Origin of the sequence: Rhodococcus marinonascens NBRC 14363, assembly GCF_001894885.1 — a bacterium.
GTDB lineage: Bacteria > Actinomycetota > Actinomycetes > Mycobacteriales > Mycobacteriaceae > Rhodococcus_F > Rhodococcus_F marinonascens.
In genome coordinates, this window is record NZ_BCXB01000004.1 from 95,830 (window position 1) to 121,554 (window position 25,725).

The following is a 25,725-nucleotide window of genomic DNA, read 5'->3' on the forward strand; positions in this document are numbered from 1 at the left end:
CTTTGCAGAGTCCCGCCATGACTTCAGCCACCGCTGGGTTGAACCTCAGCGATTCGGTGTACGAGCGCCTGCTGCGAGAGCGCATCATTTTCCTCGGTACCCAGGTCGATGACGACATCGCGAACAAGCTGTGCGCTCAGATCCTGCTGCTGTCGGCAGAAGATGCCGACAGGGACATCTCTCTCTACATCAACTCGCCGGGCGGTTCGGTCAGCGCCGGCATGGCGATCTACGACACGATGCAGTTCGCCGAGTGCGACGTCGCCACCTTCGGAATGGGTCTGGCCGCCTCGATGGGTCAGTTCCTGCTCTCGGCCGGTGCGAAGGGCAAGCGCTACGCCCTCCCACATGCCCGGATCATGATGCATCAGCCGTCCGCCGGAATTGGTGGTACCGCCAGCGACATCGCGATCATGGCCGAGCAGTTCGCGCACACCAAGCGTGAGATGGCCGAGTTGATCGCTGAGCACACCGGTCAGACGGTCGAGCAGATCACCACCGATTCCGATCGTGACCGCTGGTTCACCGCGGCGCAGGCTCTCGAGTACGGCTTCGTCGACCACGTCGTCTCCCGCGCGGCGCAGGCGGGCGGAACCGGGCTGTAGTCCGGCCTGCCCACTTCCGCTCCCACAATCCTTTGGAGAACTGATGACCAACCTGTTCGATCCTCGCAGCCTGGGAGGCCAGGCGCCCGCCACTCCGCAGTCGCGCTACATCCTGCCGTCCTTCATCGAGCACTCCAGCTACGGGGTCAAGGAGTCCAACCCGTACAACAAACTGTTCGAGGAGCGCATCATTTTCCTCGGCGTGCAGGTGGACGACGCGTCGGCGAACGACGTGATGGCTCAGCTGCTCGTCCTCGAGTCGCTGGATCCCGATCGCGACATCACCATGTACATCAACTCACCGGGTGGTTCGTTCACCTCGTTGATGGCGATCTACGACACGATGCAATATGTGCGCGCCGACATCACGACGGTGTGCCTGGGTCAGGCGGCCTCGGCTGCCGCCGTGCTGCTCGCCGCCGGCAGTCCCGGCAAGCGGCTGGCCTTGCCTAATGCGCGCGTTCTCATCCACCAACCCGCGACGGCTGGCATCCAGGGGCAGGTCTCCGATCTCGAGATTCAGGCCGCCGAGATCGAGCGGATGCGTCGCCTGATGGAAACCACCCTGTCGAAGCACACCGGCAAGACCGCCGAGGTGATCCGCAAGGACACCGACCGCGACAAGATCCTCACCGCCGCCGGTGCCAAGGAATACGGGATCATCGACGACGTGCTCGAGTACCGCAAACTCAGCGCCCAGAAGTGATTCCCGGCCCCCGGCCCGGGCGACACGCCGTGAGTGCGTGGCAGCCAGGAGCCGGGGTCTGCCCGGTCGGGTCGACGTTCGGCGGAAGATCGGTGAGCGAATCGCCGACAACCAGTCGACCTTGCTCACAATGTGCGGGTACGGTCACATGACGGGCATTCGTTCGATTGGTGTATGTACCGCGTGGGATCGGTTCGATGGTTGCACGGAGACGTAGGTCGATAGTTGCACGGAGACGATGGAAGTAGGGACCTGAAGAGATGGCACGCATAGGTGACGGCGGGGATCTGCTCAAGTGCTCTTTCTGCGGTAAGAGCCAGAAGCAGGTCAAAAAGCTCATTGCGGGGCCCGGGGTTTACATCTGCGACGAGTGCATCGACCTGTGCAACGAGATCATCGAGGAGGAGCTGGCAGAGTCCAGCGAGGTGAAGCTCGACGAGCTGCCGAAGCCGGCCGAGATCCGGGATTTCCTCGAAAACTACGTGATAGGACAGGACTCGGCGAAGCGGACGCTCGCCGTCGCCGTCTACAACCATTACAAGCGCATTCAGGCGGGCGACAAGGCTCGCGACGCGCATGGTGAGACGGTCGAACTGGCCAAGTCGAACATCCTGATGCTCGGGCCTACTGGCTGTGGCAAGACGTATCTGGCACAGACGTTGGCGAAAATGCTCAACGTCCCCTTCGCGATCGCCGACGCGACGGCGCTGACGGAAGCCGGCTATGTGGGCGAAGACGTCGAGAACATCCTCCTCAAGCTGATCCAGTCCGCGGACTACGACGTCAAACGTGCCGAGACGGGCATCATCTACATCGACGAGGTCGACAAGATCGCCCGCAAGAGCGAGAATCCGTCGATCACACGGGACGTGTCAGGCGAGGGTGTACAGCAGGCGTTGCTGAAGATCCTCGAAGGGACGCAGGCCAGCGTGCCGCCGCAGGGTGGACGCAAACACCCGCATCAAGAATTCATTCAAATCGACACCACAAATGTGCTGTTCATCGTGGCCGGCGCATTCGCCGGACTCGAGCGGATCGTGTCCGATCGTGTCGGCAAACGCGGTATCGGCTTCGGTGCCGAGGTGCGGTCCAAGGCCGAGATCGACACTCAAGATCATTTCGCTGAGGTCATGCCGGAAGACCTGATCAAGTTCGGGTTGATCCCCGAATTCATCGGTCGCCTGCCCGTCGTGGCGTCGGTGACCAATCTCGACAAGGAATCGCTCGTTCAGATCCTGTCGGAGCCGAAGAACGCTTTGGTCAAGCAGTACACCCGACTGTTCGACATGGACGGTGTGCAGTTGGAGTTCACCGCTGATGCACTCGAAGCTATCGCTGACCAGGCGATCCTGCGTGGTACCGGTGCTCGTGGACTGCGTGCGATCATGGAAGAGGTTCTTCTTCCCGTCATGTATGACATTCCGAGTCGCGACGATGTCGAGAAAGTCGTGGTCAGCGGCGAGACCGTTAACGATAATGTGCTTCCGACCATCGTTCCGCGCAAGCCGGAGCGTGGTGAGCGTCGCGACAAGTCCGCCTGACGGAAGGTTAAGCGCGCGATGACCGCTCCCGGACCGATCTTTGTTCTCAACGGCCCCAACCTGAATCTGCTGGGTCAACGGCAGCCTGACGTGTACGGGCACGAGACGCTTGCAGACGTGGTGGAGTTGTGTCGAACCGCCGCCTCCCGGGCTGGACGTGAAATCGTCCCGCGGCAGTCGAATCACGAGGGCGCCCTCATCGACTGGGTGCACGAGGCGCGAACGACGGCATCGGGGGTGGTGATCAACCCTGGTGGATTCACCCACACGTCGGTGGCGCTGCGTGATGCACTGGTGACGCTGGCGGTGCCGCTCGTCGAGGTTCACATCAGCAACGTTCACGCTCGCGAGGAATTCCGGCAGCACTCGTACGTCTCCGGTGTCGCGACCGGAGTGATTGCCGGATTGGGCATCCTCGGTTACGGTCTCGCTGTCGAGTTCATCTGCCATAAGGGCTGAAGGCATCGTGACGCAGGCGCCGTGTGGTTGCGTGAAGGTGCATAGGTTAGGTGCAGATGCCGGGAATCAGACTCGCTCGAACACCGCTGCAAGGCCCTGCCCGCCACCGATGCACATGGTCTCGAGTCCGTAGCGGGATTCGCGACGCTCCATCTCCCGCAGGAGGGTGGCGAGAATTCGGGCGCCGGTGGCCCCCACCGGGTGGCCGAGGGAGATACCGGAGCCGTTGGGGTTGAGACGCTCGTCGGCAGGGTCGAGATCCCAACTGCGAAGGACGGCAAGGGTCTGCGCGGCGAAGGCCTCGTTCAGTTCGATGACGCCCATGTCGGACAATGACAGCCCCAGTTGACCGAGCGCCCTTTCCGTCGCGGGCACCGGGCCGATGCCCATGGTGCGCGGCGCGACACCTGCCACGGCCCACGACGCCACCCGTGCAAGGGGTTCGAGTCCCAGTTCCTTCGCCCTCTCTGCTGTTGTGACGATGCAGACGGCGGCGCCGTCGTTCTGTCCGCTCGCGTTACCGGCGGTCACGGTGGAGGCGGAGTCGATCTTGGAGCGGATGGCGCGGAGCCTCGACAACGATTCCATTGTGGTGTCGCCGCGCGGGTGCTCGTCCTTGTTGACGACGATTGGGTCCGATTTCCGTTGCGGTACAGTCACTCCGACGATCTCCTCGGCGAAGCGCCCCGATTCCTGCGCCGCGACGGCCCGCTGGTGTGACTGCACGGCGAGCGCGTCCTGGTCTTCGCGGCTGATGTCGAACTCGGCACGGAGGTTTTCGGCGGTCTCGATCATGCCGCCCCGCACGGGGAAGTTTTCCCCGCCGGCGGTGACGCGGGCGCGTGCGAGACGGTCTGCAAGTTGCACGCCTTCCCCTTTGACACCCCAGCGGATGTTCGGGTTCGTGTAAAACTCGGCCTGGCTCATCGATTCGGCACCACCGGCGAGTACTAGATCGTTGCCGCCGGACGCCACCTGCAACACCGCGGTGATGACTGCCTGCAGCCCCGATCCGCAGCGGCGATCCACCTGCATGCCGGGGACGTCGATACCGAGTCCTGCGTCGAGCGCGGCGATCCGGCCGATGGCCGGAGCCTCCCCGCCGGGCGTCGACTGGCCCAGGATGACGTCGTCGATTTGGCTGCCCCCGATGCCGGTTTGGTCGACGAGCGCCGAAATCGCAGTGGCGGCGAGGCTCTGGGGCGTGATGTCCTTGAACACTCCTCCGAAGCGCCCGACCGGCGTTCGCAGAGGCTCGCAGATGACGACGTCACGCATGAAAAGACCTTTCCTGAAGATTCCTCGGGTACTGCATCATCGATTGACGATGGCGAGGTCCTGTTCGATATCGGCGGCGGTGACTCGCAGCGGCGGGATGAGATCGGAATGCAGATTCGCGAGGCTGTATCGCGCCGCCGGAGTGGAGATGTTCACTGCCGCGACGGTGAGCCCGGCGGCATTGCGGATGGGGGCGGCGATCGACCGCAGTCCTGCCTCGAGTTCCTGGTCGAGCACACAAATCACGTTTTCACGCGCGCTGACAATGGCGGCGCGTAGATTGTCGCGCGCGGTGATCGTGTGCTCGGTGAGACGCTGGATGTCGAGCTTTTCCAGGTAGGCGTCGAGTTCGTCATCGGACAGGCCCGCCAACAGCACCCGGCCCATGGACGTAGCGTAAGCGGGGAGGCGTGTGCCGATGGTGATGCCCACCGTCATGATCCGGCTGACGGCGACACGGGCGACGTACACGATGTCCGCCCCGTCGAGGATCGATACGGAAGACGATTCGTGGACCTTGTGACTCAGCTTCTCGAGGTGGGGTTGCGCGACTTCCGGCAGCGACAGGCTCGACAGGTAGCTGTATCCGAGTTCGAGAACCCGCGGGGTGAGCCAGAACGTGGAACCGTCCGTGGCGACGTACCCGACCTCGGCGAGTGTGAGCAGGAACCGTCGCGCTGTGGCGCGGGAGAGTTCGGTGGCGCGGGCGACGTCACTGAGCGTGCGGCGCTGATTCTGCTGGTCAAAGCACCGGATCACGGCGAGCCCCCGGGCCAGCGACTGCACGTACTCGGGGGACGGGAGGATCTTCTCGGTCGGCTCGGTCGGCTCGGTCGGCTCGGTTGCGGTCATGTACGGAAATCCTCCTCCGTGTCGGAGACGCGCTTGTGGCCGGTGTCGGAGACGCGCGTGTGGCCGGTGTCGGTCGAGGACAGGTCGGCGAGGGCCCTTTTCCCGAGGGCGAACCCGAGATTACTGTTGGGCACGCCGGCGTAGACGGCGGTGTGGAGGAGCACCTCGCCGATCGTGTCGGAGTCGACACCTGCACGCAGGGCGGCCCGGATGTGCATGTCGAGTTCGTGCTCGTTCCCGACCGCGGTGAGGACGGCGATCGTCAGCAGTCGCCGCATCTCGCGGTCGAGTCCGGGGCGTGACCAGATGTCGCCCCATGCGGTGCGGGTGATGAAGTCCTGGAAGGGTGCCGTGAACTCTGTGACCTCCTCGACTGAGCGATCGACATGGCCGTTACCGAGGACCGAGCGGCGCACCTTCATGCCCGCGGCATGTGCGGCCAGGCGTCCGGGTGCATATACCCCGCCGACGATGTGTTCGCGCAGCAGTGCCGTAACGGCTCCCGCCTGTTCGAGATTCGCGAGGTGGGCGGCGCCCGGCAGCACCTCGAACCGGGCGCCGGTGATGCCGTCCGCCAGGATCTGCATGACAGAGGGCGTCGTGGACGGATCCTGTTCGCCCGCGATGACCAGCGCCGGCGCCGTGATGCGCGACAGATCCGCGGTGAAGTCCCAGTCGCCGAGGGCGTCGCAGCAGGCGGCGTATCCCTCGGCGGGGGTTGATGCGATCATGGCGCGATACCGAGCGACGAACTCCGGATCGCGTTCGGCCAATTCCTCGCTGAACCACCGTGCGACAACAGAATCGGCGAGCGATGCGGGACCGTCGGAGCGCGAGGCAGCGGCCTGTTCGATCCAGGCCTGCGGCTCCCCGAATTTCGCAGCCGTACACAGCAGCGACAGCGACAGCACCCGGCGGGGAGCGTTCACGCCCAGCCATTGACCGATCGCACCCCCCATCGACAGCCCTACGATATGCGCGGCGTCGACTCGGAGGGAGTCGAGGAGGGCAAGCACGTCCTCGGACAGTTCGCGCACTGAGTACGGGCCGTCTGGAACCGGCGACTCTCCGTGGCCGCGCTGATCTACTGCGACGACCCGGCATTCATCCGACAGTGCGGCGACCTGCGGGTCCCACATGGATCGGTTTGAGCCCAGCGATCCGAGCAAGACCACTACGGGGGCGTTCGCCGACCCGTTCCGAGGTCCGGAGATTTCGTGTGCGAGTGCGATTGTCATCGCGTTCCTTTCGGACCGCGAGCCACTGTGTCCAGTGCACGGTCGACGATGTCTTGAGCGTGACCGAGATAGCCGGCCGGGTCGAGTAGGGCGCGGATCTCTTCCGCCTGCAGGTATTCGAGGAGTCTCGGATCCTCGTCGAGAGGGTGTTCACTCCTACATGCGGCGGTGACGAGATCGCGCGCGGAGTCGGTGTGGGCGGACAGGTGGCCGGTGACCCGTTCGGCGAGAATTGAGCCGCCAGTGATGTCGAGATTGCGGGCCATGGCCTCGGGGTGGACGGTCAGCCCGCCGAGTGAGTCGGCGATGCGCGCCACCGCACCGCCGGTGAGGCGCAGGAGATCCGTGAGCGTTTCCCATTCGGCGTGCCAGGCACCCGAGGCGCGCTGCTGCTCGTGATCCATCGAGCCGAGGATCGTGGCGACGAGTCCGGGGATGCGCCGCGCCGCCGCGCGGGCCGAGATCGCGGCCACCGAATTGCGTTTGTGCGGCATCGCGGAGGACCCGCCGGGCAATCCCTCGCTGATCTCGCCGACCTCGGTCGACGAGAGGAATACGATGTCGGCGGCAATTTTAGACACTGCTCCGGCCACCGTTCCGAGCGCCGACGCGAGCAGCGCGATGCGGGTGCGGTCGGTGTGCCAGGGCACGTCCTGACGGGGCAGTCCCAGTTCGTCGGCGAGCGCGTCGGCCACGTCGAACCCGTGGGGATATAGCGCGGCGGAAGTTCCCGCCGCGCCGCCGAGTTGCACGGGCAGGGCGACGAGTGCATCGAACAGTGCCCGAGAAGCCCTGTGCAGCGCGGTCATCCATCCGGCTGCGAGCACCCCGAACGTGGTTGGAACGGCCTGCTGGCCGAGTGTGCGACCGGCGATCGGGGTGGTGCGCTGGGCCCGCGCGAGCGCCTCGGCGCAGAGGACGGCCTCATCCAGCGACGCGAGGATGTGCGCACCCGACCGACGGCACAGCAGCACCAGCGCAGTATCGAGAATGTCCTGACTCGTCGCGCCCTTGTGCAGGTGATCGGCAGGCACACCGGGGTAGGCTGCGGCGACGGCGCTGCGGAGCAACTTCACGAGGGGGATGACGGGATTGCCGCCCGCTGCGGCTGCCACGCCGAGGGCGCCGATGTCGACGGTGTCGGCCGAGACGATCCTTCCGAGGACCGAGGAGATGGTGTCGGCGGACGCCACGGGGATGACATCGCATTTCGCCTCCGCGCGGGCCAGTGCCGCCTCGACCTCGACCATCGCGGTCACCCAGGCCCGGTCGGAGAGCAGGGACGACAACTCGCCGGCACCGAACGTTGGATCGAACAGGGCGCCACGAGATGGTTCCGGGGGGTTCATGCGCGTCGCCTTCCTCTGGTTTCGACCGGCTACAGGGCGAAGAACGGGGTCTCCCGGCCGTTCGTATTCTGTACGTGGATCGTCAGGTGGTATCCACGATCGGTCTTCTCCGCGATCAGCTTCGAGCGATCGGCTTCCGGGACGGCGGCGAGCACCGGGTCCGACGCGTGCGCGTCGGTGTCCTCGGGGAAGTAGATCCGCGTGTAGAGGCGCTCGAGCATGCCGCGCGCGAACAATCCGACGTTGATGTGCGGGGCTTCTGTGTTGCCGTCCTCGGCAGGGAGGGCGTCGGGCTTGACTGTGTGCACCACGATCGTGCCGTTGTCGTCGGCGAACACCCGCGCCAGGCTGCGGAATCCGGCGGGGGTTGCCTCGGCCTCGCCTCGCGGATCGGCGGGACTGTTGAACCGGCCCTCGGCGTCGGCCTGCCAGGTCTCGATCATGGCGTCGGCAATAGGTTGGCCGGCGCCGTCGATGACTGTGAAGGACACGTCAATTCGTCCGGGCGCGTCCTCAGGGAGGGCGGCGGCGCTGTTTTCCCACGCGGGGTACAGGCCGATGTGGACGTACGGGCCGACGGTCTGGGACGGGGTGACGCCGAACGGCACCTCGTCCTGGCTCCTGGCGAAGACCGGGTACCGGGGTGCGTCGGGGTTCTGGGTGTCGATCATCAGTGGCCCTTGCGGTCGTTGAACGGCGTGTCCTCGAACGGGGTTGGGTCCTGACCGCGTAGGACGATGTCGAACTTGAATCCAACGGCCCAGTTCTCACGGGTCTGGTCGTAGTCGAACGCGGCGATCATCCGTTCGCGGGCAGCCTCGGGTACCGAGTTGTAGATCGGGTCCTGGAAGAAGAACGGATCGTCCGGAAAGTACATCTGCGTGACGAGGCGTTGGGTGAATGCCTGACCGAACAGGGAGTAGTGGATGTGGGCTGGGCGCCATGCGTTGTGGTGGTTGCCCCACGGGTACGCACCCGGCTTGATAGTGGTGAATTCGTAATGCCCTTGTCGGTCCGTCATGCAGCGCGCAACTCCGTTGAAGTACGGGTCGAGCGGCGCCGGCCAGGAATCGTTCTTGTGGCGGTAGCGGCCGCCAGCGTTGGCCTGCCAGACCTCGATGAGGGTGTCGGGAATGGGTCTCCCGACACTGTCGAGGACCCGGCCGTGAACGACGATGCGCTGGCCTTGCGCCTCGCCTCCGTTGGCCCGGGTCATATCGTTCTCACCCTTGGTGACGTCGGCTTCGCCGAAGACCGGACCGGTGATCTCACCGAGGCGTTGGGGGATCATGATCAGGTCGTTCTTGGGGCTGCGCAGGCGAGTCGTCTTGTACTCGGCGAAGAGCAGCGGGGCATCGGCTTCGTGCCCAGCTTGGTAGTGGACTGGCAGTTGCAGCATGAAACAAGTCCTCACGTTCTTGATGTGAACAGTTGGCCGCTAGTCGCACATAGTAGCCCTAGCTTTGTGATCTGGCCAACAGAAGAAGGCGATATGTTCGCGATGTGGAACTCTGTTCACTTGTCGAACATAATGGGGTAGCGTGGCGCGCATGGTCAACAAAGTCCTCGCAACGGCGGCCGAGGCCGTTGCCGACGTCCCGGATGGCGCCACCCTCGCAGTGGGCGGTTTCGGCCTCGTGGGTATCCCCTCGGTCCTCATCGAAGCTCTCCTCGAACAGGGTGCGACCGATCTCGAGACGGTCAGTAACAACTGTGGTACCGACGGCTTCGGTCTGGGTCTGTTACTCGAGAAGCACCGGATTCGCCGCACGATCAGCTCGTACGTCGGTGCCAACCAGGAGTTCGCGCGTCAGTACCTCGGCGGCGAACTCGAGGTTGAGCTGACTCCGCAGGGAACCCTTGCCGAGCGCATGCGTGCGGGCGGCGCCGGTATTCCAGCCTTCTACACTCCGGCCGGCGTCGGAACACAGGTGGCCGACGGTGGCCTGCCGATCCGATACGACGGCCGGGGCGGAGTCGCCGTCGCGAGCAGTCCCAAGGAGACCCGCGAGTTCGACGGTGAGGTCTACGTCCTCGAGCGGGCCATCCGCACGGACTACGCACTCGTACACGCATGGAAGGGTGACCGTTTCGGCAATCTCGTCTACCGGGAGACGGCCCGCAACTTCAATCCGGACGCAGCGGGCGCCGGACGCGTCACCATCGCACAGGTCGAGTACCTCGTGGAACCCGGCGAGATCGACCCCGCCGAGGTGCACACCCCCGGTATCTTCGTTCAGCGCGTGGTCGAGATCGGCAAGCAGGAAACGGGAATCGAGAACAGGACGGTGCAGGCATGAGTTGGACGCGAGACGAGATGGCGGCCCGGGTCGCTGCCGAACTCGAGGCCGGGCAGTACGTCAATCTGGGCATCGGAATGCCGACCTTGATCCCCGGCCATATTCCGCCCGGCATGGACGTAATCCTGCACTCGGAGAACGGCATTCTCGGCGTGGGGCCGTACCCTGCCGACGGCGAGTTGGACCCCGAACTGATCAACGCGGGTAAGGAGACCATCACCGTGGTTCCGGGTGGCGCTTTCTTCTCGTCCTCCGACTCGTTCGGGATGATCCGCGGCGGCAGCGTCGACGTCGCAGTCCTCGGTGCCATGCAGGTCAGCAGCCGCGGCGACCTGTCCAACTGGATGGTCCCGGGCGCCATGGTCAAAGGTATGGGCGGTGCGATGGACCTCGTCCACGGCGCCGGCAAGGTCATCGTGATGATGGATCATGTCACCAGGAAGGGTGAGCACAAGATCCTCGAGGAATGCACGTTGCCGTACACCGGCAAGTGCTGCGTCCAGACGATCGTCACCGACCTTGCCGTCATCGACGTCACCCCCGAAGGCTTGAGGCTCGTCGAGACCGCCCCCGGCCACAGCAGCTCGGAGGTCCAGGCGGCCACCGGAGCGACATTGTTGGTCGACGTCACCGTCTAGTCGAAGCCCGTTCATCAGACTCCTTAGGATAGGCTCGCCAAGCTTTGACGAATGGAAACGTACACCGGGCAGACGAGAGGTCGACGCATGAACAAGGGTGAACAGGGGATCGGTCTGACTCGGCGTGGTTTCCTCGTGGGCGCCGGGGGAGCGCTGCTGGCGTTCGCCGCGGCCTGCAGCAGTTCGGACGGCGACGAGACCGTCGTAGAGGCAGGCGGACCCCTCGTCGCGCACAAGTACGGCGAGACCCGAGTGCCGGTCGATCCGCAGCGCATCGTGAGCGTCGGTTACAACGACCAGGACACCATCCTCGCTCTCGGTGGCACCCTGGTCGGCACGTTCGACTGGTACGGCGACTACCCCTACGGTGTGTGGCCGTGGGCTCAGGATCTCCTGGGTGACTCGGAACCGGAGATCGTCGGTGCGGCGTCCACCGGAATCAACTTCGAGAAAGTTGCGGCGGCCAACCCCGATCTGGTGGTCGGCACCTATTCCGGTCTCACCCAGGCGCAGTACGACACTCTGACCGCGATCGCGCCGACGGTGGCGCAGCCCAAGGGCTTCGCCGACTACGGTGTCCCGTGGCAGGACCAGACGACGATGCTCGGCGACACCCTTGGCAAGAGGGAAAAGGCCGCCGAGTTGGTGTCCGCCGTCGAGAGGCAGTTCGCGGACGTCCAGGCCGCCAACCCGGCGTTCGCCGGCAAGACTGTCCTCGTGGGCGCTCTCAAGGGTCCGGGTCAGTTCGGCGTGTACGGTTCCGAGGACCCGAAGGTCCGCTTCTTCACGGAACTCGGATTTGTCAATCCTGCTGTGACGGAACAGATCACCGGAAACTTTGCGGAGATCAGCACCGAGCAGTTGTCGCTGGCGGATGTCGACCTCCTCGTGTGGTACGCAGGCGGAGGATTTGGTGACAAACTCCGAGCGGAACTCGACAAGACGCCGATCTATCAGGAGTTGGACGTGGTCAAGGCCGGCCGCACCATCGTCCTCGAGGACGATGCCGCCGAGGCGATGGCATGGAGCACAGTGCTGAGCCTGCCCTACGCGTTGAACGAGATCCCGCCGCGGGTGGCGCCCCTGCTTCCCTGAGTCCCTGCTCCTCTCAGGCTCGGATGCTCTCGCGGTGTCGACCCCCGTGTCGTAGCCTCGGATCATGAGAATTTCCGTACGGCCGGGACGCAGATCCGACGTCAATGCGTTGTCGACTGTGCTGAGCGATGCTTTCGACGACGACCCGGTGATTTCCTGGCTGTACCCGGACGAGAAGGAGCGCCGGGTCGGTCTACCGCGACTCTTTGCCGCGTTCACTCGACATCACCACCTTGCCGGTGGCGGCGTCGAAGTGGCTGTCGGCGACGACGGCGCTATCGGTGGCGCGACTCTGTGGGATCCGCCCGCTGGCTGGCAGCATTCGCGGCTCTCGAACTGGATGATGACGCCGGCGCTGATCCGCGCTCTGCGTGGGCGCCGGCAAGTCGGCGAAGACATCGACACCGCTCTCCACACGGCTCATCCGGCCGAACTCCACTGGTATCTCGCGACAATCGGTACGGGGACCGCGGTCCGTGGGCGTGGATACGGGCAGGCGCTGCTGGCCTCGCGGCTCGAACGTTGTGACCGCGAACTCGTCCCGGCCTACCTCGAATCCAGCAAGGCGAGCAACATCCCCTATTACGAGCGGTTCGGCTTCGAGGTCACCGGTGAGATCGTGATCCCTGGCGGCGGTCCCACCCTGTACGCGATGTGGCGCGACCCTCGGTGATGTCCGACACCGCGCGACGGTTCGTGATACGAACGACTCGTGACCGCGATTCCTGAACTTCACGCCGGAACCCCATTCGACGACCTCGATGACTATCTCGCGCTCGGCCGAGTCAGCGGGCTCGCGCTGTCTCCGGACGGGCAACGACTCGTCGTCGCGCAGGCGACGCTCGACAAGAAATTGACCAAATACGTCACCGCCCTCTGGGAGATCGACCCTGGTGGAGAGGTTGCGGCGCGCCGGTTGACACGGGGCCGAACCGGGGAGTCCAACGCGACGTTCACCAGCGACGGCGATCTCCTCTTCACAGCTTCCCGTCCGGCGCAGGACGAGGACGCGGCGCCCGACGCTCTGTGGCGACTGCCCGCCGACGGGGGTGAGGCGGTGATCATCGCCTGCCGCGGCGGAGGAATTGCCGGTGTCCGCGCAGCGCGCGGCGCCTCCCGGTTCGTCGTCACCACCGGCATGTTGGGGCCATCGGGCGAGGTTGCCGACGACGAACGGGTGCGCGCCGAACGCAAAGACAAGAAAGTGTCGGCGATCCTGCACTCGGGATTCCCGATCCGCTACCGGGACCACGATCTCGGCCCGGATGTGCCTCATCTGCTGTCTGCCTCACTGGACAAGTTTGATGAGACCGGGGACGAGTCCGAATTGACCGACCTGACTCCGATGCCGGGTTCGGCCCTGCGGGAGGCGAACTATGCGCTGAGTGATGACGGCACCTTCGTCGTCACCTCGTGGGCGGTTCCAGGTCCGGCGGCGTCGATTCGGAACACCCTGGTGCGCATAGACACCGAGACGGGCGCCCGCATCGTCCTCGTCGACGACGACGCAGCAGACGTGTCGGACCCGGCGATCTCGCCCGACGGACGGCACGTCGTGTTCACGAGGGAATCGCATGCGACGGCGGACTCCGCGCCTCGATTCACCCTGCACCGGTACAGCTTCGACACCGGTTCGGTAAGCGAGGTCGCGTCGGGGTGGGATCGGTGGGCTACCTCCGTTTCCTGGCTGCCGGACGGGTCCGGGCTCGTGGTGACGGCCGACGATCATGGTCGTGGTCCGATCTTCGTGATCCTCGAGGGTTCGGATCCCACCCCGGTGACGGCCGACGACTTCAGCTACACCGATCTTCAGGTAGCTCCCGACGGCTCCACCGTATTTGCGCTTCGGGCTTCCTACGTGGCGCCACCGCACCCAGTTCGTATCGACATCGGCACCGGCACGGTGTCGCTACTCGAAGCGCCGGCAGAATTTCCGGAACTGCCGGGTACGTTGAGCGAGATCGAGACCGTCGCCCCCGACGGCGCCACCATCCGGGCATGGGTGGCGATGCCGACCGGAGCCGCAGCGCACGCGCCGGTTCCCTTGGTGCTGTGGGTGCACGGCGGGCCACTGGGGTCGTGGAACACGTGGGCCTGGCGGTGGAACCCGTGGTTGCTGGTGGCGCGCGGATACGCGATCTTACTGCCTGATCCGGCTCTGTCCACCGGTTACGGGCAGGAGTTCGTCGAGCGGGGTTGGGGTAAATGGGGGAGAGCCCCGTTCACGGATCTCATGGCGATCACTGATGCGGCGGTAGCGTTGCCGGAAATCGACGACAAGCGCACCGCTGCGATGGGCGGGTCGTTCGGTGGGTACATGGCCAACTGGATTGCCGGCCACACCGATCGGTTCAAAGCGATCGTCACACACGCGAGCCTATGGGCGCTGGACCAGTTCGCTCCCACTACCGACGCCGCGTGGTATTGGCAGAGGGAGATGACACCCGAGATGGCGGTGGAGAACTCGCCACACCTGTATGTTGCGGATATTATCACTCCGATGCTGGTGATTCACGGCGACAAGGACTTTCGAGTACCGATCAGCGACGGGCTGAGGCTGTGGTTCGAGTTGCTGTCCGAGTCGGGGTTGCCTGCCGACGACGAGGGCCGCACCGACCACCGCTTTCTTTACTTCCCGGACGAGAACCACTGGATCCTCAGCCCGCAGAACGCGAAAGTTTGGTACCAGGTCGTGCTCGCGTTCCTGTCGGAGCATGTGCTGGGGGAGGACGCGGCGCTACCCGAGGTCCTCGGGTAGCAGCCTGGCGCGGTCGCGCTCGACACCGTGGATTTCCCGACAATCCGACACTCCGATACGGCACGGGGGCCCGACGATCTCTCGACAATTGTGGTCAGATTGGACTGTGGCCGGAGCGCTGTCGAATCGAACGGGATGTGCGACACGTCCCAAGGATGCAGTGAAGAAGCGGTTCTCTCGCTACGGTGTTCGATACGTACCCCGAATGTGTTCGATACGTACCCCGAATGAAGGAGAAATCGTGGCACTTCCTCAGCTCACTGACGAACAGCGGGCCGCTGCTCTCGAGAAGGCCGCAGCCGCTCGACGTGCACGCGCAGAACTCAAGGACAAGCTCAAGTCCGGTGACATCACTCTCAAGCAGGTCCTTTCCAAGGCGGCTGTCGATGACATCATCGGAAAGACCAAGGTCAGTGCCATTCTCGAGGCTCTTCCGAAGATCGGCAAAGTGAAGGCGCAAGAGATCATGGCGAACCTCGAGATCGCTCCTACGCGCAGGCTCCGCGGTCTCGGCGACCGTCAGCGCGACGCCCTGTTGGCTCACTTCAGCTGATGCTCTCACGGGTGCCCGCACGCGTCATGACGCAAATGTGCGGGCACCCGGTTTGTTTCCCGGCACTCGGCGATGCCGGTGCAATCTGGCGCCAACGCAGATCCGGAGTGGCTTCGTCGCCGCAGTGAAGACCGCTGCAGTGAAGGTTGACGTGCCGCATAGCGCGTCGTTCCCCGAGTCCGCCGCCGAAGACTGCTCGGGCCTTTCGATCACCGCAGTAGTCGCGTGAGGCAGTCTGGAATCGCAGACCACTCACACGGCAATGCCCGCGCTCGGCAATGCCCGCGCACTTCAATGCGACAGCACAAGTGGACCGTCGGGCATCGGACCCGCCTCCCGTCGGTCTGTCGGGGACGCCGGGTCGCTGCGGATCGGCAGCAAGTTTCCATGCACACTCCACATTCTCGAGTGGTTGCCGCTACAGACGCGGCAGACGAACCGGAGGAACCCTTGAACGACCACAACCCGCAGCTCTTCTCTGAGTTGCACACGATTGTAGGATCCCCAGCGGGCGGAGAAAGCGAAGCCGAGTCGCAAGATCCTGTCGTTCGCGAATGCCGCACTGCTACCGAGGTGCACCGAACGTTGTTCAGCGACCCGTGATGACCTCGCAGCCCTGAGAATCCCTTCCGCCACTTCTTTGCGGATATACCGCGTGGCGAGTTACTCGACGGCGGCGCAGTCATGGTAGCGGCGTCGTCGGCCTACTGCGCGTTCATTAGACTCGACGGGTGACCCGTGCAGCTCCCGAAAATCCCCAGAACCCCGCCGATGCCCTCCCGAGGAGCTGGGACCCCAGTTCCGTCGAGGCCGATCTGTATCAGGGCTGGGTAGACGCCGGTTACTTCCGCGCGGATCCCCACAGCAGCAAACCTGGATACTCCATTGTCCTGCCTCCGCCTAACGTGACCGGCAGCCTGCACATGGGTCACGCACTCGACCACACCCTGATGGATACTCTGAGCCGTCGCAAGCGGATGCAGGGTTTCGAGGTGCTGTGGTTGCCTGGCATGGACCACGCGGGTATTGCGACCCAGACCGTGGTGGAGAAGCAACTCGCCGCCGACGGCAAGAGGAAAGAGGACCTCGGTCGCGAACTCTTCATCGATAAGGTGTGGGACTGGAAGCATGAGTCGGGCGGCACCATCGGCGGGCAGATGCGCCGCATCGGCGACAGCGTCGACTGGAGCCGTGACCGCTTCACCATGGACGACGGGCTCTCTCGTGCCGTGCATACCGTCTTCAAACGGATGTACGACGACGGGCTGATCTACCGTGCGGAGCGGCTGGTCAACTGGTCCCCGGTGCTGCAGACTGCGATCTCCGACATCGAGGTGAAGTTCGAGGATGTCGAGGGTGAACTGGTTTCGCTGCGGTATGGGTCGCTGAACGACGACGAGCCGCACGTAGTGGTCGCCACAACCCGTGTCGAGACGATGCTCGGCGACACCGCAGTGGCCGTGCATCCCGACGACGAGCGATACAAGCACCTGCTCGGGACGACCCTGGAGCACCCGATCACCGGACGGGACATTCCGATCATCGCGGACGAGTACGTCGATCCTGAGTTCGGCAGCGGTGCCGTCAAGATCACCCCGGCGCACGACCCCAACGACTTCGAGATGGGGCTGCGGCACAACCTGCCGATGCCGACCATCATGGATGAGGCGGGCAAGATCGCAGACACCGGAACGCAATTCGACGGACTCGACCGCTTCGAGGCGCGTGTCAAGGTGAGAGAAACGCTGGCAGCGCAGGGGCGAGTCGTCGCTGAGAAGCGACCCTATCTGCACAGCGTCGGACATTCGGAGCGAAGCGGAGAATCCATCGAGCCGCGCCTGTCGTTGCAGTGGTGGGTGAGGGTGGAGACCCTTGCGAAGGCTGCCGGTGATGCGGTGCGCAATGGCGACACCGTGATCCACCCGACCAGTCAGGAACCGCGCTGGTTCGCCTGGGTCGACAACATGCACGACTGGTGCATCTCGCGTCAATTGTGGTGGGGTCATCGAATCCCTGTCTGGTATGGCCCCGACGGTGAGGTGGCCTGCTTCGGCCCGGACGAGACGGCACCCGAGGGTTGGGTGCAGGACCCCGACGTCCTCGACACCTGGTTCTCCGCCGGTCTGTGGCCGTTCTCCACCATGGGCTGGCCCGACAAGACCCCGGAGCTCGAGAAGTTCTATCCCACAAGTGTTCTCGTCACCGGCTATGACATTCTCTTCTTCTGGGTGGCGCGGATGATGATGTTCGGCACCTACGTGTCGGAGGATGACGCGATTACGGGGCGGGGCGAGCGAAGCGAAGGAATATTCAGCGAAGGCAAGTCTGGACCGCAGGTGCCGTTCGACGACGTCTTCCTGCACGGGCTCGTGCGGGACCAGTTCGGCAAGAAGATGTCGAAGTCGCGCGGCAACGGTATCGACCCGCTCGACTGGGTCGACCGCTTCGGTGCCGATGCGTTGCGCTTCACCCTGGCCCGCGGCGCCAACCCCGGTAGCGACCTGTCGGTGGGCGAGGACCACGCGCAGTCTTCGCGGAACTTCGCTACCAAACTATTCAATGCCACCAAGTTCGCGTTGATGAACGGCGCCGCGCCGGCCCCACTGCCCGGCCGCGGGGAACTCTCGGACGCTGATCTGTGGATTCTCGACCGCCTCGAGCAGGTCCGAAGTGACGTCGACTCCGCCTTCGACCGCTACGAGTTCAGCAAGGCATGCGAGACGCTGTTCCACTTTGCGTGGGACGAGGTCTGCGACTGGTACCTGGAGTTGGCCAAGGTGCAGTTCGCCCAGGAGGACACGGTCGCGGCGAATACGAGGACAGTGCTCGGCAACGTCCTCGACGCTCTACTGCGCCTGCTCCACCCGGTGATCCCATTCGTGACGGAGACCCTGTGGAAGGCACTGACCGGCGGTGAATCTGTTGTGGTGGCACAGTGGCCCGAGGCCAGCGGTGCGGCGGCGGATCCCGTTGCGGCCCAGCGGGTCGAGGACATGCAGCGGCTGGTGACCGAGGTGCGTCGCTTCCGCAGCGACCAGGGGCTCAAGCCGTCGCAACGGGTGCCCGCGCGCGTCAGCGGCATCGCGGCAGCGGATCTGGATACTCAACTCGCCGCAGTCACATCGCTGGCGCGTCTGACGGACCCGGCGGAGGACTTCACTGTGTCCGCCTCGGTGGAGGTGCGCCTGAGTAAGGCAACTGTCACCGTCGATCTCGACACGTCCGGGAACGTCGACCTCGGCGCCGAGCGTGCGCGGTTGGACAAGGACCTTTCGGCCGCGCGGAAAGACCTTGCCGGTACCACCGCCAAGCTGTCCAACGAGGCGTTCCTGGCCAAGGCTCCCGACGCCGTCAAGGAGAAGATCCGTACTCGTCGACAGATAGCGGCCGAAGAAATCGAACGCATCACCAAGCGAGTGAAGGAGCTGGAAGGCGCGTGACCTCGCCCGATTTTCCGCCGAAGGAAGTCAGCCCGGTCGACCTCGCAGAACTGGCATTGGTCGAAGCGGAACTCGACGAGCGGTGGCCTGAGACCAAAATCGAACCGTCGCTGAACCGGATCTCAGCGTTGATGGACGTGCTCGGATCGCCGCAGCAGGGCTATCCGGCCATCCATGTCACGGGCACCAACGGCAAGACGTCGGTGACGCGGATGATCGACTCGCTGCTGACGGCACTGCACAGGCGAACCGGCCGCATCACCAGCCCACACCTGCAACTCGCGACCGAGCGCATCAGTATCGACGGCCGCCCGGTGTCACCACGTCGGTACGTCGACACCTACCGCGAGATCGAGCCGTACATCCAGATGATCGATCAGCAGTCGCAGGCGGCCGGCGGGCCGGCGATGAGCAAGTTCGAGGTGCTGACCGCGATGGCTTACTCGGCGTTCGCGGAGGCGCCCGTTGACGTGGCGGTGGTCGAGGTGGGTCTCGGCGGACGTTGGGACGCAACCAATGTCATCGACGGCGAGGTCGCCGTGATCACCTCGATCGGTCTCGATCATGCGGACTATCTCGGCGACGATCTCGCGGGTATCGCCGCGGAGAAGGCCGGCATCATCAAGAAGGGGCGAGAGGATGCGCTGATGCCACGCGACGCCGTCGCGATCATCGCTGAGCAGACGCCGGAGGTTATGGATGTTCTGCTGCGCCGTGCCGTGGAGGTAGATGCGGCAGTAGCACGTGAAGGCGCCGAGTTCACGGTACTGGCTCGTCAAGTCGCCGTCGGTGGTCAGCAACTGGAACTCCAGGGTCTCGGCGGGGTGTACACCGACATCTTCCTGCCCCTTCACGGAGAGCATCAGGCGCGCAACGCTTCCCTTGCTCTGGCTGCCGTGGAGGCGTTCTTCGGTGCGGGCCCGGAGAAGCAACTCGATCAGGATGCGGTTCGCCAGGCGTTCGCGTCGGTCGTTAGTCCGGGACGCATGGAACGGGTCCGCACTGCCCCGACCGTCTTCGTCGACGCCGCGCATAACCCCGACGGGGCTCGTGCGCTTGCCGCCGCGCTGACCGACGAGTTCGACTTCCGCAAACTTGTCGGCGTCGTGAGTGTGATGGCAGACAAGGACGTAGAGGGCATCCTCTCGGCGCTGGAGTCTGTGTTCGACGAGTTGGTGGTGACGAACAACGGGGCACCTCGGGCGATGGACGTCGACGATCTCGCCGGCCTGGCGGTCGCGAAGTTCGGTGATGAGCGCGTTGTGGTGGTGCCTACTCTGACGGACGCGCTGGAGACGGCGATCGCGCTGGCAGAAGAAGTCGCCGAACCTGGTGAGGCGGTATCGGGGGCGGGTGTCGTGGTCACCGGATCCGTGGTGACCGCCGGTGCTGCCCGCACTCTCTTCGGAAAGGACCCAGTGTGAGCGAGTCGAACTCGAACTCGAATGCTTCGGAACCGGAGTACGGTCCTCCGACCAAGGACCCCTGGAAGGGCTTCCGCGGAGTGGTCGCCGGATCGCTGATCCTGGAAGCGATCGTGGTGCTTCTCGCCCTGCCGGTCGTTGCGAACGTCGGGGGTGGACTGACCTGGCTGTCCGGAACGTATCTCGTGGGGTTGGCGGTACTGATGATCCTCGGGGCGGGGCTGCAGGGCCGCTCATGGGCGATGGCGTACAACCTGTTGCTGCAGGTGGCGTTGATACTCGGGTTCTTCGTGAACGTATCGATCGGCGTGGTCGGCGTGGTTTTCGCGATCCTTTGGGGTTACATTCTCTACTTCCGCAGGAACGTCCGCCAGAGAATGGAGCGGGGCCTGCTTCCAGGTCAGCGCGACTGACCATTTAGGCTGTGCGCCGTGACTGAGCGCACCCTTGTACTGATCAAGCCCGATGCCGTTGCCCGCGGATATGTTGGAGAAATCCTCGGCCGTATCGAGCGGAAGGGGCTGACCATCTCCGCGCTCGACTTGCGCACCGCACCCGGCGACATCGCGGCCGCCCACTACGCCGAACACGAAGGCCGCCCGTTTTACCCGAGCCTGCTCGAATTCATCACGGGTGGCCCTCTCGTGGCCGCGGTACTTGAAGGACCGCGCGCGATCGCGGCGTTCCGGCAACTCGCCGGTGGCACCGATCCGGTGGAAAAGGCGCTTCCGGGAACGATCCGCGGTGATTTCGCGCTCGAACCCCAGCAGAACTTGGTCCACGGTTCGGACTCGGTCGAGGCGGCTGAGCGCGAGATTGCCCTTTGGTTCCCTGACCTCGCCGGGAATTAGCTCACCCACCTATCCATGCCCCACCTATCCATGCCCCACCCATCCATGACGATGGGTGCACCCGGTGCTTCTTCCGCATGGATGGGTGCGCCGCTGGCACGTTCTGTTGCAGACGTATGGGATACTGGGAGGGTCGGACCGCAATAGTGCTTCACGTGGCTTCGACCGGATGGCACCACGGCTCCATGCCCTTCATCGCTGCCCCTGCGTCAACAGGAAATACCTGGGCGTTTCGGCACGCTGGATGATCAGGCGCTTGCACCGCGGAGGATCGCCATTCGAAGGCGCCACACGGGTACGCAGTGAAAACGGCACTGCATGCGATGTGTGGAGCGAGACCAAACAATCTTGCGCTCACATCGGGTGCGAGTACACACACAGCGTCCCCGAGTGGCCGCGTGACATGCCTAGATAAGGGATGGACGCGCCCGGGGGCTGAGGAGATTACGTGGCCGATCAAGCGCCGCCCACAAATTCAGAGCCAAACGAGATGGCTACCGCGCAAAGTGCGGTTCCCGCTCTTCCTGAGAAGATTCGCGTACACGCGCTCGCGAAAATGCTGGGCGTCACGAGTAAACAGGTACTCGCCGAGGCAGCGGCCCTCGGAACCGAATTGCGCAGCGCGCAGTCGAGCCTGCAACGCGACATCGCCGAGCGCGTTCACACAACTTTCGCTCTCGCGGAGCCTGCTCCGACGGCTGTGCCTACCGAGGCCGAACCGCCTGCGCCCACCGAGGCCGAACCGCCTGCGCCCACCGAGGCCGAACCGCCTGCGCCCACCGCGGAGCCCGTCGTGGAGGCAGCTCGGGAATCGGTCGCCGAGCACACGGCGGCCTTCGAGTCGGACCTCGGCTCCAGCCTCTTCACCACCAGTGCCTACGAAGTCGTGGCTCCTGTCGCCGAGCAGACGCCTGCGGCTGCGCCTGCAGTCGCTGAGGTTCCGTTGTTCCTGCAACCCGACCTCGCCGCGGTCGAGACCGCGCCGCGCCGCCGACGCGGACGCCGGGACGCCGGGGCATCCGACGCGAACGCCGAACAACCAGTCGTCGCAGAGACGGGTGACAAGGCCGCCGAATCCCGGGACACCGAATCCCGGGACACCGAATCCCGGGACACCGAATCCAGGGGCGACGGACCCGGGGAGACCGAACGCAGGGAGACCGAACGCAGGGACACCGAACGCAGGGACACTGGGTCGGCTGACAGCGGGGTGGCCGAGACCGAGTCGGAGGAGTCCGATGTCGACGGCGATCAGCCGCGTCGTCGCCGCCGTGGGCGCCGTGGGCGCGGAAGGGGACGGGGCGAACAGCAGAATGAGCAGGGCGCCGAGTCGGGAACCGACGGCGAGTCAGACCGTGCGGAGGCCCAGGACTCTGCCCGAGACGAGAAGGGCGAATCCGCGCCCGGCAAGAAGGGCGTGGACGAATCTGACGAGAAACCCGAAAAGGAGTCCGAGGGGAGGTCCTCGGACGTCGAACAGTCGGAATCCGACCAGACCGTATCCGACCAGGCCGAATCCGACCAAACCGGGGACGAGGAGTCGGGCGACGGAGACGCCGACGGTTCGAGCCGTCGCCGTCGCCGTCGCCGTCGCCGCAAGTCCGCTGGTGAGGCCACCGGTGACGCCAACTCCGAGGATGATCCGCCGAACACGGTGGTTCACGAACGGGAGCCCCGGAACAAGAGCCGCTCCAAGGACGAGGTTCAGGGCATCACCGGTTCCACGCGGCTCGAGGCAAAGCGTCAGCGTCGCCGCGACGGGCGTGACGCTGGCCGCCGTCGCCCGCCGATTCTGACCGAATCGGAGTTCCTGGCCCGCCGTGAGGCCGTCGACCGCGTCATGATCGTGCGCGACCGAATCGCCGCCGGCCAGCCACACGCGACCACCCAGGTTGCGGTACTCGAGGACGGCGTCCTCGTCGAACACTTCGTGACGACATCGGCGTCAGCGTCCATGGTCGGTAACGTCTACCTCGGGCGCGTCCAGAACGTCCTGCCGAGCATGGAAGCGGCGTTCATCGACATCGGCCGCGGACGAAACGGCGTGCTGTACGCCGGTGAGGTCAATTGGGAGGCCGCCGGACTCGGCGGCAACTCCCGCAAGATCGAGCAGGCGCTCAAGCCAGGCGATCAGGTGCTTGTCCAGGTCAGCAAGGATCCGGTCGGACACAAGGGTGCACGACTGACCACGCAGATCAGCCTCGCCGGCCGATTCCTCGTTTACGTGCCGGGTGGTACGTCCACGGGTATCAGCCGCAAACTGCCCGACACCGAACGCAAACGACTCAAGGACATCCTGCGCGATATCGTTCCCTCGGACGCCGGAGTCATCATCCGGACGGCCTCGGAGGGCGTGAGTGAGCAGGAACTTGCTCGAGATGTCACGCGTTTGCGGGAACAGTGGGCCGGGATCGAGGAACAGGTCGGCAAGGCGAAGTCCGGCAAGTCCGGGAACCCTGAGGCGCTCTACGAGGAACCTGACCTTCTGGTCAAGGTCATCCGCGACCTGTTCAACGAGGACTTCTCCAAGCTGGTCATCGAGGGTGAAAAGGCTTGGACGACGGTCGAGTCGTACATCACGTCCGTTGCTCCTGACCTGCTGCCGCGGCTCGAGCAGCACACCGTTGCCAACGGCGGCATCGATGTCTTCGAGGCACACCGCATCGATGAGCAGTTGGCCAAGGCGCTCGACCGCAAGGTGTGGTTGCCGTCCGGGGGCACACTCGTCATCGACCGCACCGAGGCGATGACGGTGGTCGACGTCAACACGGGCAAGTTCACCGGTGCGGGCGGAAACCTCGAAGAAACCGTCACTCGGAACAACCTCGAGGCCGCCGAGGAGACAGTCCGACAGATGCGCTTGCGCGACATCGGCGGCATGATCGTCGTCGACTTCATCGACATGGTACTCGAGTCGAACCGCGACCTCGTGCTGCGTCGCCTGACCGAGGCCCTTGGCCGCGATCGAACCCGCCACCAAGTCTCCGAGGTCACCTCGCTCGGCCTGGTTCAAATGACGCGCAAGAAGTTGGGCACCGGATTGGTCGAGGCGTTCTCGACGAATTGCGAGCACTGTCACGGTCGGGGAATTATCGTGCATGCGGAGCCGATCGAGACGAAGTCCTCCGCGGACGACGGTTCGCGCGGGTCCTCGCGGGCTGAATCAGGGGGGAGCCGGAAGAAGCGCGGACGCGACAAGTCGTCCGGTGGTGAGTCGCCACCTACCCCCGTGCCCGAGGAAGCCCTGGCGGTGGATGCGACCGTCAAGCGGGCGCACCCGGTCGCCCTTGCGATGGCGCATCACCATCACGAGGAAGAAGCCGCACCCGCCGACGCGAAGCATGACGAGTCGGCTCAGCCGGACGATGTCGCCGCCATGGAGACTCCCGAGCAGCTCGCGGACGCTCCAGGGCCGGTGCAATCGACCGTGATGACGCGTGCTGTCGACCTGACAGAGTCCGAAAAGGCCGTGGTCGAGGCGCGGGAAGCGGTCGTCGAGCCCGAACCCGTGGCCCCGCCGCGTCGCCGGAGTCGCCGGGTGTCTCGGGCGGCGGCAGCGCCGATGGCCGAAACCCCAAGTGCCGGAACGGTGTTCGTGATTCCCACACCGGAGGGTGAGACAGAATCCGCTCCGGAACCGGAGCCGGCTACGTCTGCAAACTCGGTAAGCGACCCACCCTCATCCGCGCAAAATGGTGTGGAAGAGCAGGCCGCGCCGCGAAAGGCACGCCGCCGTGCGGCGGGCCGGCCGGCGGGCCCGCCGGCGGACGCCGATCACTGACGAAGAACGTGGGGAAGGCGATCGCTGCCGGTTTGTACGGAGCGGTTGCCTTCCTGTAACCTTGACCAGTCGCTACTCGGCGATGAAGGTTTGCTGTGCCCTTACATTTGAGGGCTGCGCGACCTCGACCGAGCTAGCCGTCACACCAGACCAGTCGTGCACTCCGTTGTGCGAGCAAGTTCGAAGAAGCAAGGGGTAGCCCTCCGATGGCAACGTACGCGATCGTCAAGACCGGCGGAAAGCAGTACAAGGTCTCTGTTGGGGACCTCGTCAAGGTCGAGAAGATCGAGGGTGAGCCCGGCACTGCTGTCTCGCTTGCTCCCGTTCTCGTCGTCGACGGATCCGATCTGACGACCGACGCTGACAAGCTGGCCAAGATTTCGGTCACCGGCGAGGTCGTCGAGCATACCAAGGGCCCGAAGATCCGGATCCACAAGTTCAAGAACAAGACCGGATACCACAAGCGCCAGGGCCACAGGCAGAAGCTGACGGTCCTCAAGGTCACCGGTATCAAGTAGCTAGAGCTTCAGAGCTGATCTCACCCGAGGAGGGTCAAGAACATGGCACATAAGAAGGGTGCATCCAGCTCCCGTAACGGTCGCGATTCAAATTCTCAGCGACTCGGAGTGAAGCGTTTCGGCGGCCAGTCCGTCAGCGCCGGCGAGATCCTGGTCCGTCAGCGCGGAACCCACTTCCACCCCGGTGTCAACGTCGGGCGTGGCGGCGACGACACGCTCTTCGCACTGTCGGCCGGTGCTGTCGAGTTCGGCACCAAGCGTGGACGCAAGACCGTGAACATCGTTCCGGCCGCGGCAGAGGCCTAGTCCTGCCGACAGCATGCATCGTCCCGTAACGGG

The 25,725-nt window shown here is 64.7% G+C and carries 23 protein-coding genes; 17 read left to right on the plus strand and 6 right to left on the minus strand.

Annotated elements, in window-relative coordinates; genetic code table 11:
- Positions 1 to 17 precede the first annotated feature (17 nt).
- The 4 genes from RM2_RS05470 (at position 18) to aroQ (ending at position 3,311) form a co-directional block, all read left to right on the plus strand.
- Entirely contained in the window at positions 18 to 605 is a 588-nt protein-coding gene (locus tag RM2_RS05470) for an ATP-dependent Clp protease proteolytic subunit (RefSeq protein WP_072687829.1), read from the plus strand.
- 43 nt (positions 606 to 648) lie between these two features.
- Positions 649 to 1,311: an ATP-dependent Clp protease proteolytic subunit gene (locus tag RM2_RS05475; RefSeq protein ID WP_072687830.1), complete on the plus strand. Its 663-nt coding sequence runs from the start codon at positions 649 to 651 to the stop codon at positions 1,309 to 1,311.
- 260 nt (positions 1,312 to 1,571) lie between these two features.
- The gene (gene clpX, locus RM2_RS05480; protein ID WP_072687831.1) at positions 1,572 to 2,852 is read left to right on the plus strand and encodes an ATP-dependent Clp protease ATP-binding subunit ClpX; all 1,281 of its coding nucleotides are present in this window, start codon (positions 1,572 to 1,574) and stop codon (positions 2,850 to 2,852) included.
- An 18-nt stretch (positions 2,853 to 2,870) separates the two neighbouring features.
- Entirely contained in the window at positions 2,871 to 3,311 is a 441-nt protein-coding gene (aroQ, locus tag RM2_RS05485; protein WP_072687832.1) for a type II 3-dehydroquinate dehydratase, read from the plus strand.
- Positions 3,312 to 3,377: 66 nt separating this feature from the next.
- On the opposite strand, the gene RM2_RS05490 is transcribed toward aroQ, so the two are convergent.
- Genes RM2_RS05490 through pcaH form a run of 6 tightly spaced genes read right to left on the minus strand, consistent with a single transcriptional unit; the run spans position 3,378 to position 9,427 of the window.
- The gene (locus RM2_RS05490) at positions 3,378 to 4,589 is read right to left on the minus strand and encodes an acetyl-CoA C-acetyltransferase (protein ID WP_072687833.1); all 1,212 of its coding nucleotides are present in this window, start codon (positions 4,587 to 4,589) and stop codon (positions 3,378 to 3,380) included.
- Between the two features lie 36 nt (positions 4,590 to 4,625).
- Entirely contained in the window at positions 4,626 to 5,441 is an 816-nt protein-coding gene (locus tag RM2_RS05495; RefSeq protein ID WP_072687834.1) for an IclR family transcriptional regulator, read from the minus strand.
- A complete protein-coding gene (pcaDC, locus tag RM2_RS05500; RefSeq protein ID WP_072687835.1) occupies positions 5,438 to 6,679 on the minus strand; it encodes a bifunctional 3-oxoadipate enol-lactonase/4-carboxymuconolactone decarboxylase PcaDC in 1,242 nt (413 codons plus the stop codon). The genes RM2_RS05495 and pcaDC overlap by 4 nt, the downstream gene beginning before the upstream one ends.
- Positions 6,676 to 8,028 (minus strand): 3-carboxy-cis,cis-muconate cycloisomerase, encoded by a 1,353-nt coding sequence (gene pcaB, locus RM2_RS05505; protein WP_072687836.1) that lies wholly within the window; start codon positions 8,026 to 8,028, stop codon positions 6,676 to 6,678. Before pcaB ends, pcaDC begins: the two co-directional genes overlap by 4 nt.
- Positions 8,029 to 8,057: 29 nt before the next feature.
- Positions 8,058 to 8,699: a protocatechuate 3,4-dioxygenase subunit alpha gene (gene pcaG / locus RM2_RS05510; protein ID WP_072687837.1), complete on the minus strand. Its 642-nt coding sequence runs from the start codon at positions 8,697 to 8,699 to the stop codon at positions 8,058 to 8,060.
- A complete protein-coding gene (pcaH, locus tag RM2_RS05515) occupies positions 8,699 to 9,427 on the minus strand; it encodes a protocatechuate 3,4-dioxygenase subunit beta (protein WP_072687838.1) in 729 nt (242 codons plus the stop codon). Before pcaH ends, pcaG begins: the two co-directional genes overlap by 1 nt.
- A gap of 151 nt (positions 9,428 to 9,578) precedes the next feature.
- On the opposite strand from pcaH, the gene RM2_RS05520 reads away from it, so the two are divergent.
- From RM2_RS05520 to rpmA, 13 genes are all read left to right on the plus strand, one after another.
- A complete protein-coding gene (locus tag RM2_RS05520; protein ID WP_072687839.1) occupies positions 9,579 to 10,328 on the plus strand; it encodes a CoA transferase subunit A in 750 nt (249 codons plus the stop codon).
- Positions 10,325 to 10,966 (plus strand): 3-oxoacid CoA-transferase subunit B, encoded by a 642-nt coding sequence (locus RM2_RS05525; protein WP_072687840.1) that lies wholly within the window; start codon positions 10,325 to 10,327, stop codon positions 10,964 to 10,966. The genes RM2_RS05520 and RM2_RS05525 overlap by 4 nt, the downstream gene beginning before the upstream one ends.
- A gap of 87 nt (positions 10,967 to 11,053) precedes the next feature.
- The gene (locus RM2_RS05530; RefSeq protein ID WP_072687841.1) at positions 11,054 to 12,061 is read left to right on the plus strand and encodes an iron-siderophore ABC transporter substrate-binding protein; all 1,008 of its coding nucleotides are present in this window, start codon (positions 11,054 to 11,056) and stop codon (positions 12,059 to 12,061) included.
- Positions 12,062 to 12,125: 64 nt separating this feature from the next.
- Positions 12,126 to 12,734: a GNAT family N-acetyltransferase gene (locus RM2_RS05535; RefSeq protein WP_072687842.1), complete on the plus strand. Its 609-nt coding sequence runs from the start codon at positions 12,126 to 12,128 to the stop codon at positions 12,732 to 12,734.
- 39 nt (positions 12,735 to 12,773) lie between these two features.
- Positions 12,774 to 14,819 carry a S9 family peptidase gene (locus RM2_RS05540; protein ID WP_072687843.1) on the plus strand — a complete coding sequence of 682 codons (2,046 nt, stop codon included), beginning with the start codon at positions 12,774 to 12,776 and terminating at the stop codon, positions 14,817 to 14,819.
- A 241-nt stretch (positions 14,820 to 15,060) separates the two neighbouring features.
- A complete protein-coding gene (gene mihF / locus RM2_RS05545) occupies positions 15,061 to 15,372 on the plus strand; it encodes an integration host factor, actinobacterial type (protein ID WP_072687905.1) in 312 nt (103 codons plus the stop codon).
- Between the two features lie 731 nt (positions 15,373 to 16,103).
- The gene (locus RM2_RS05555) at positions 16,104 to 18,812 is read left to right on the plus strand and encodes a valine--tRNA ligase (protein ID WP_072687844.1); all 2,709 of its coding nucleotides are present in this window, start codon (positions 16,104 to 16,106) and stop codon (positions 18,810 to 18,812) included.
- A complete protein-coding gene (folC, locus tag RM2_RS05560; protein ID WP_072687845.1) occupies positions 18,809 to 20,236 on the plus strand; it encodes a bifunctional tetrahydrofolate synthase/dihydrofolate synthase in 1,428 nt (475 codons plus the stop codon). Before RM2_RS05555 ends, folC begins: the two co-directional genes overlap by 4 nt.
- Positions 20,233 to 20,649 carry a DUF4233 domain-containing protein gene (locus RM2_RS05565; protein WP_072687846.1) on the plus strand — a complete coding sequence of 139 codons (417 nt, stop codon included), beginning with the start codon at positions 20,233 to 20,235 and terminating at the stop codon, positions 20,647 to 20,649. Before folC ends, RM2_RS05565 begins: the two co-directional genes overlap by 4 nt.
- Positions 20,650 to 20,667: 18 nt before the next feature.
- Positions 20,668 to 21,087 carry a nucleoside-diphosphate kinase gene (gene ndk / locus RM2_RS05570; protein WP_072687847.1) on the plus strand — a complete coding sequence of 140 codons (420 nt, stop codon included), beginning with the start codon at positions 20,668 to 20,670 and terminating at the stop codon, positions 21,085 to 21,087.
- Positions 21,088 to 21,535: 448 nt separating this feature from the next.
- Complete coding sequence (locus tag RM2_RS05575; protein WP_072687848.1) at positions 21,536 to 24,868, plus strand: translation initiation factor IF-2 N-terminal domain-containing protein; 3,333 nt, start codon at positions 21,536 to 21,538, stop codon at positions 24,866 to 24,868.
- 206 nt (positions 24,869 to 25,074) lie between these two features.
- On the plus strand, positions 25,075 to 25,386 hold the full coding sequence (gene rplU / locus RM2_RS05580; protein WP_072687849.1) for a 50S ribosomal protein L21: 312 nt from the start codon (positions 25,075 to 25,077) through the stop codon (positions 25,384 to 25,386).
- Positions 25,387 to 25,428: 42 nt separating this feature from the next.
- On the plus strand, positions 25,429 to 25,692 hold the full coding sequence (gene rpmA, locus RM2_RS05585) for a 50S ribosomal protein L27 (RefSeq protein ID WP_072687850.1): 264 nt from the start codon (positions 25,429 to 25,431) through the stop codon (positions 25,690 to 25,692).
- The last annotated feature ends 33 nt before the right edge of the window (positions 25,693 to 25,725 follow it).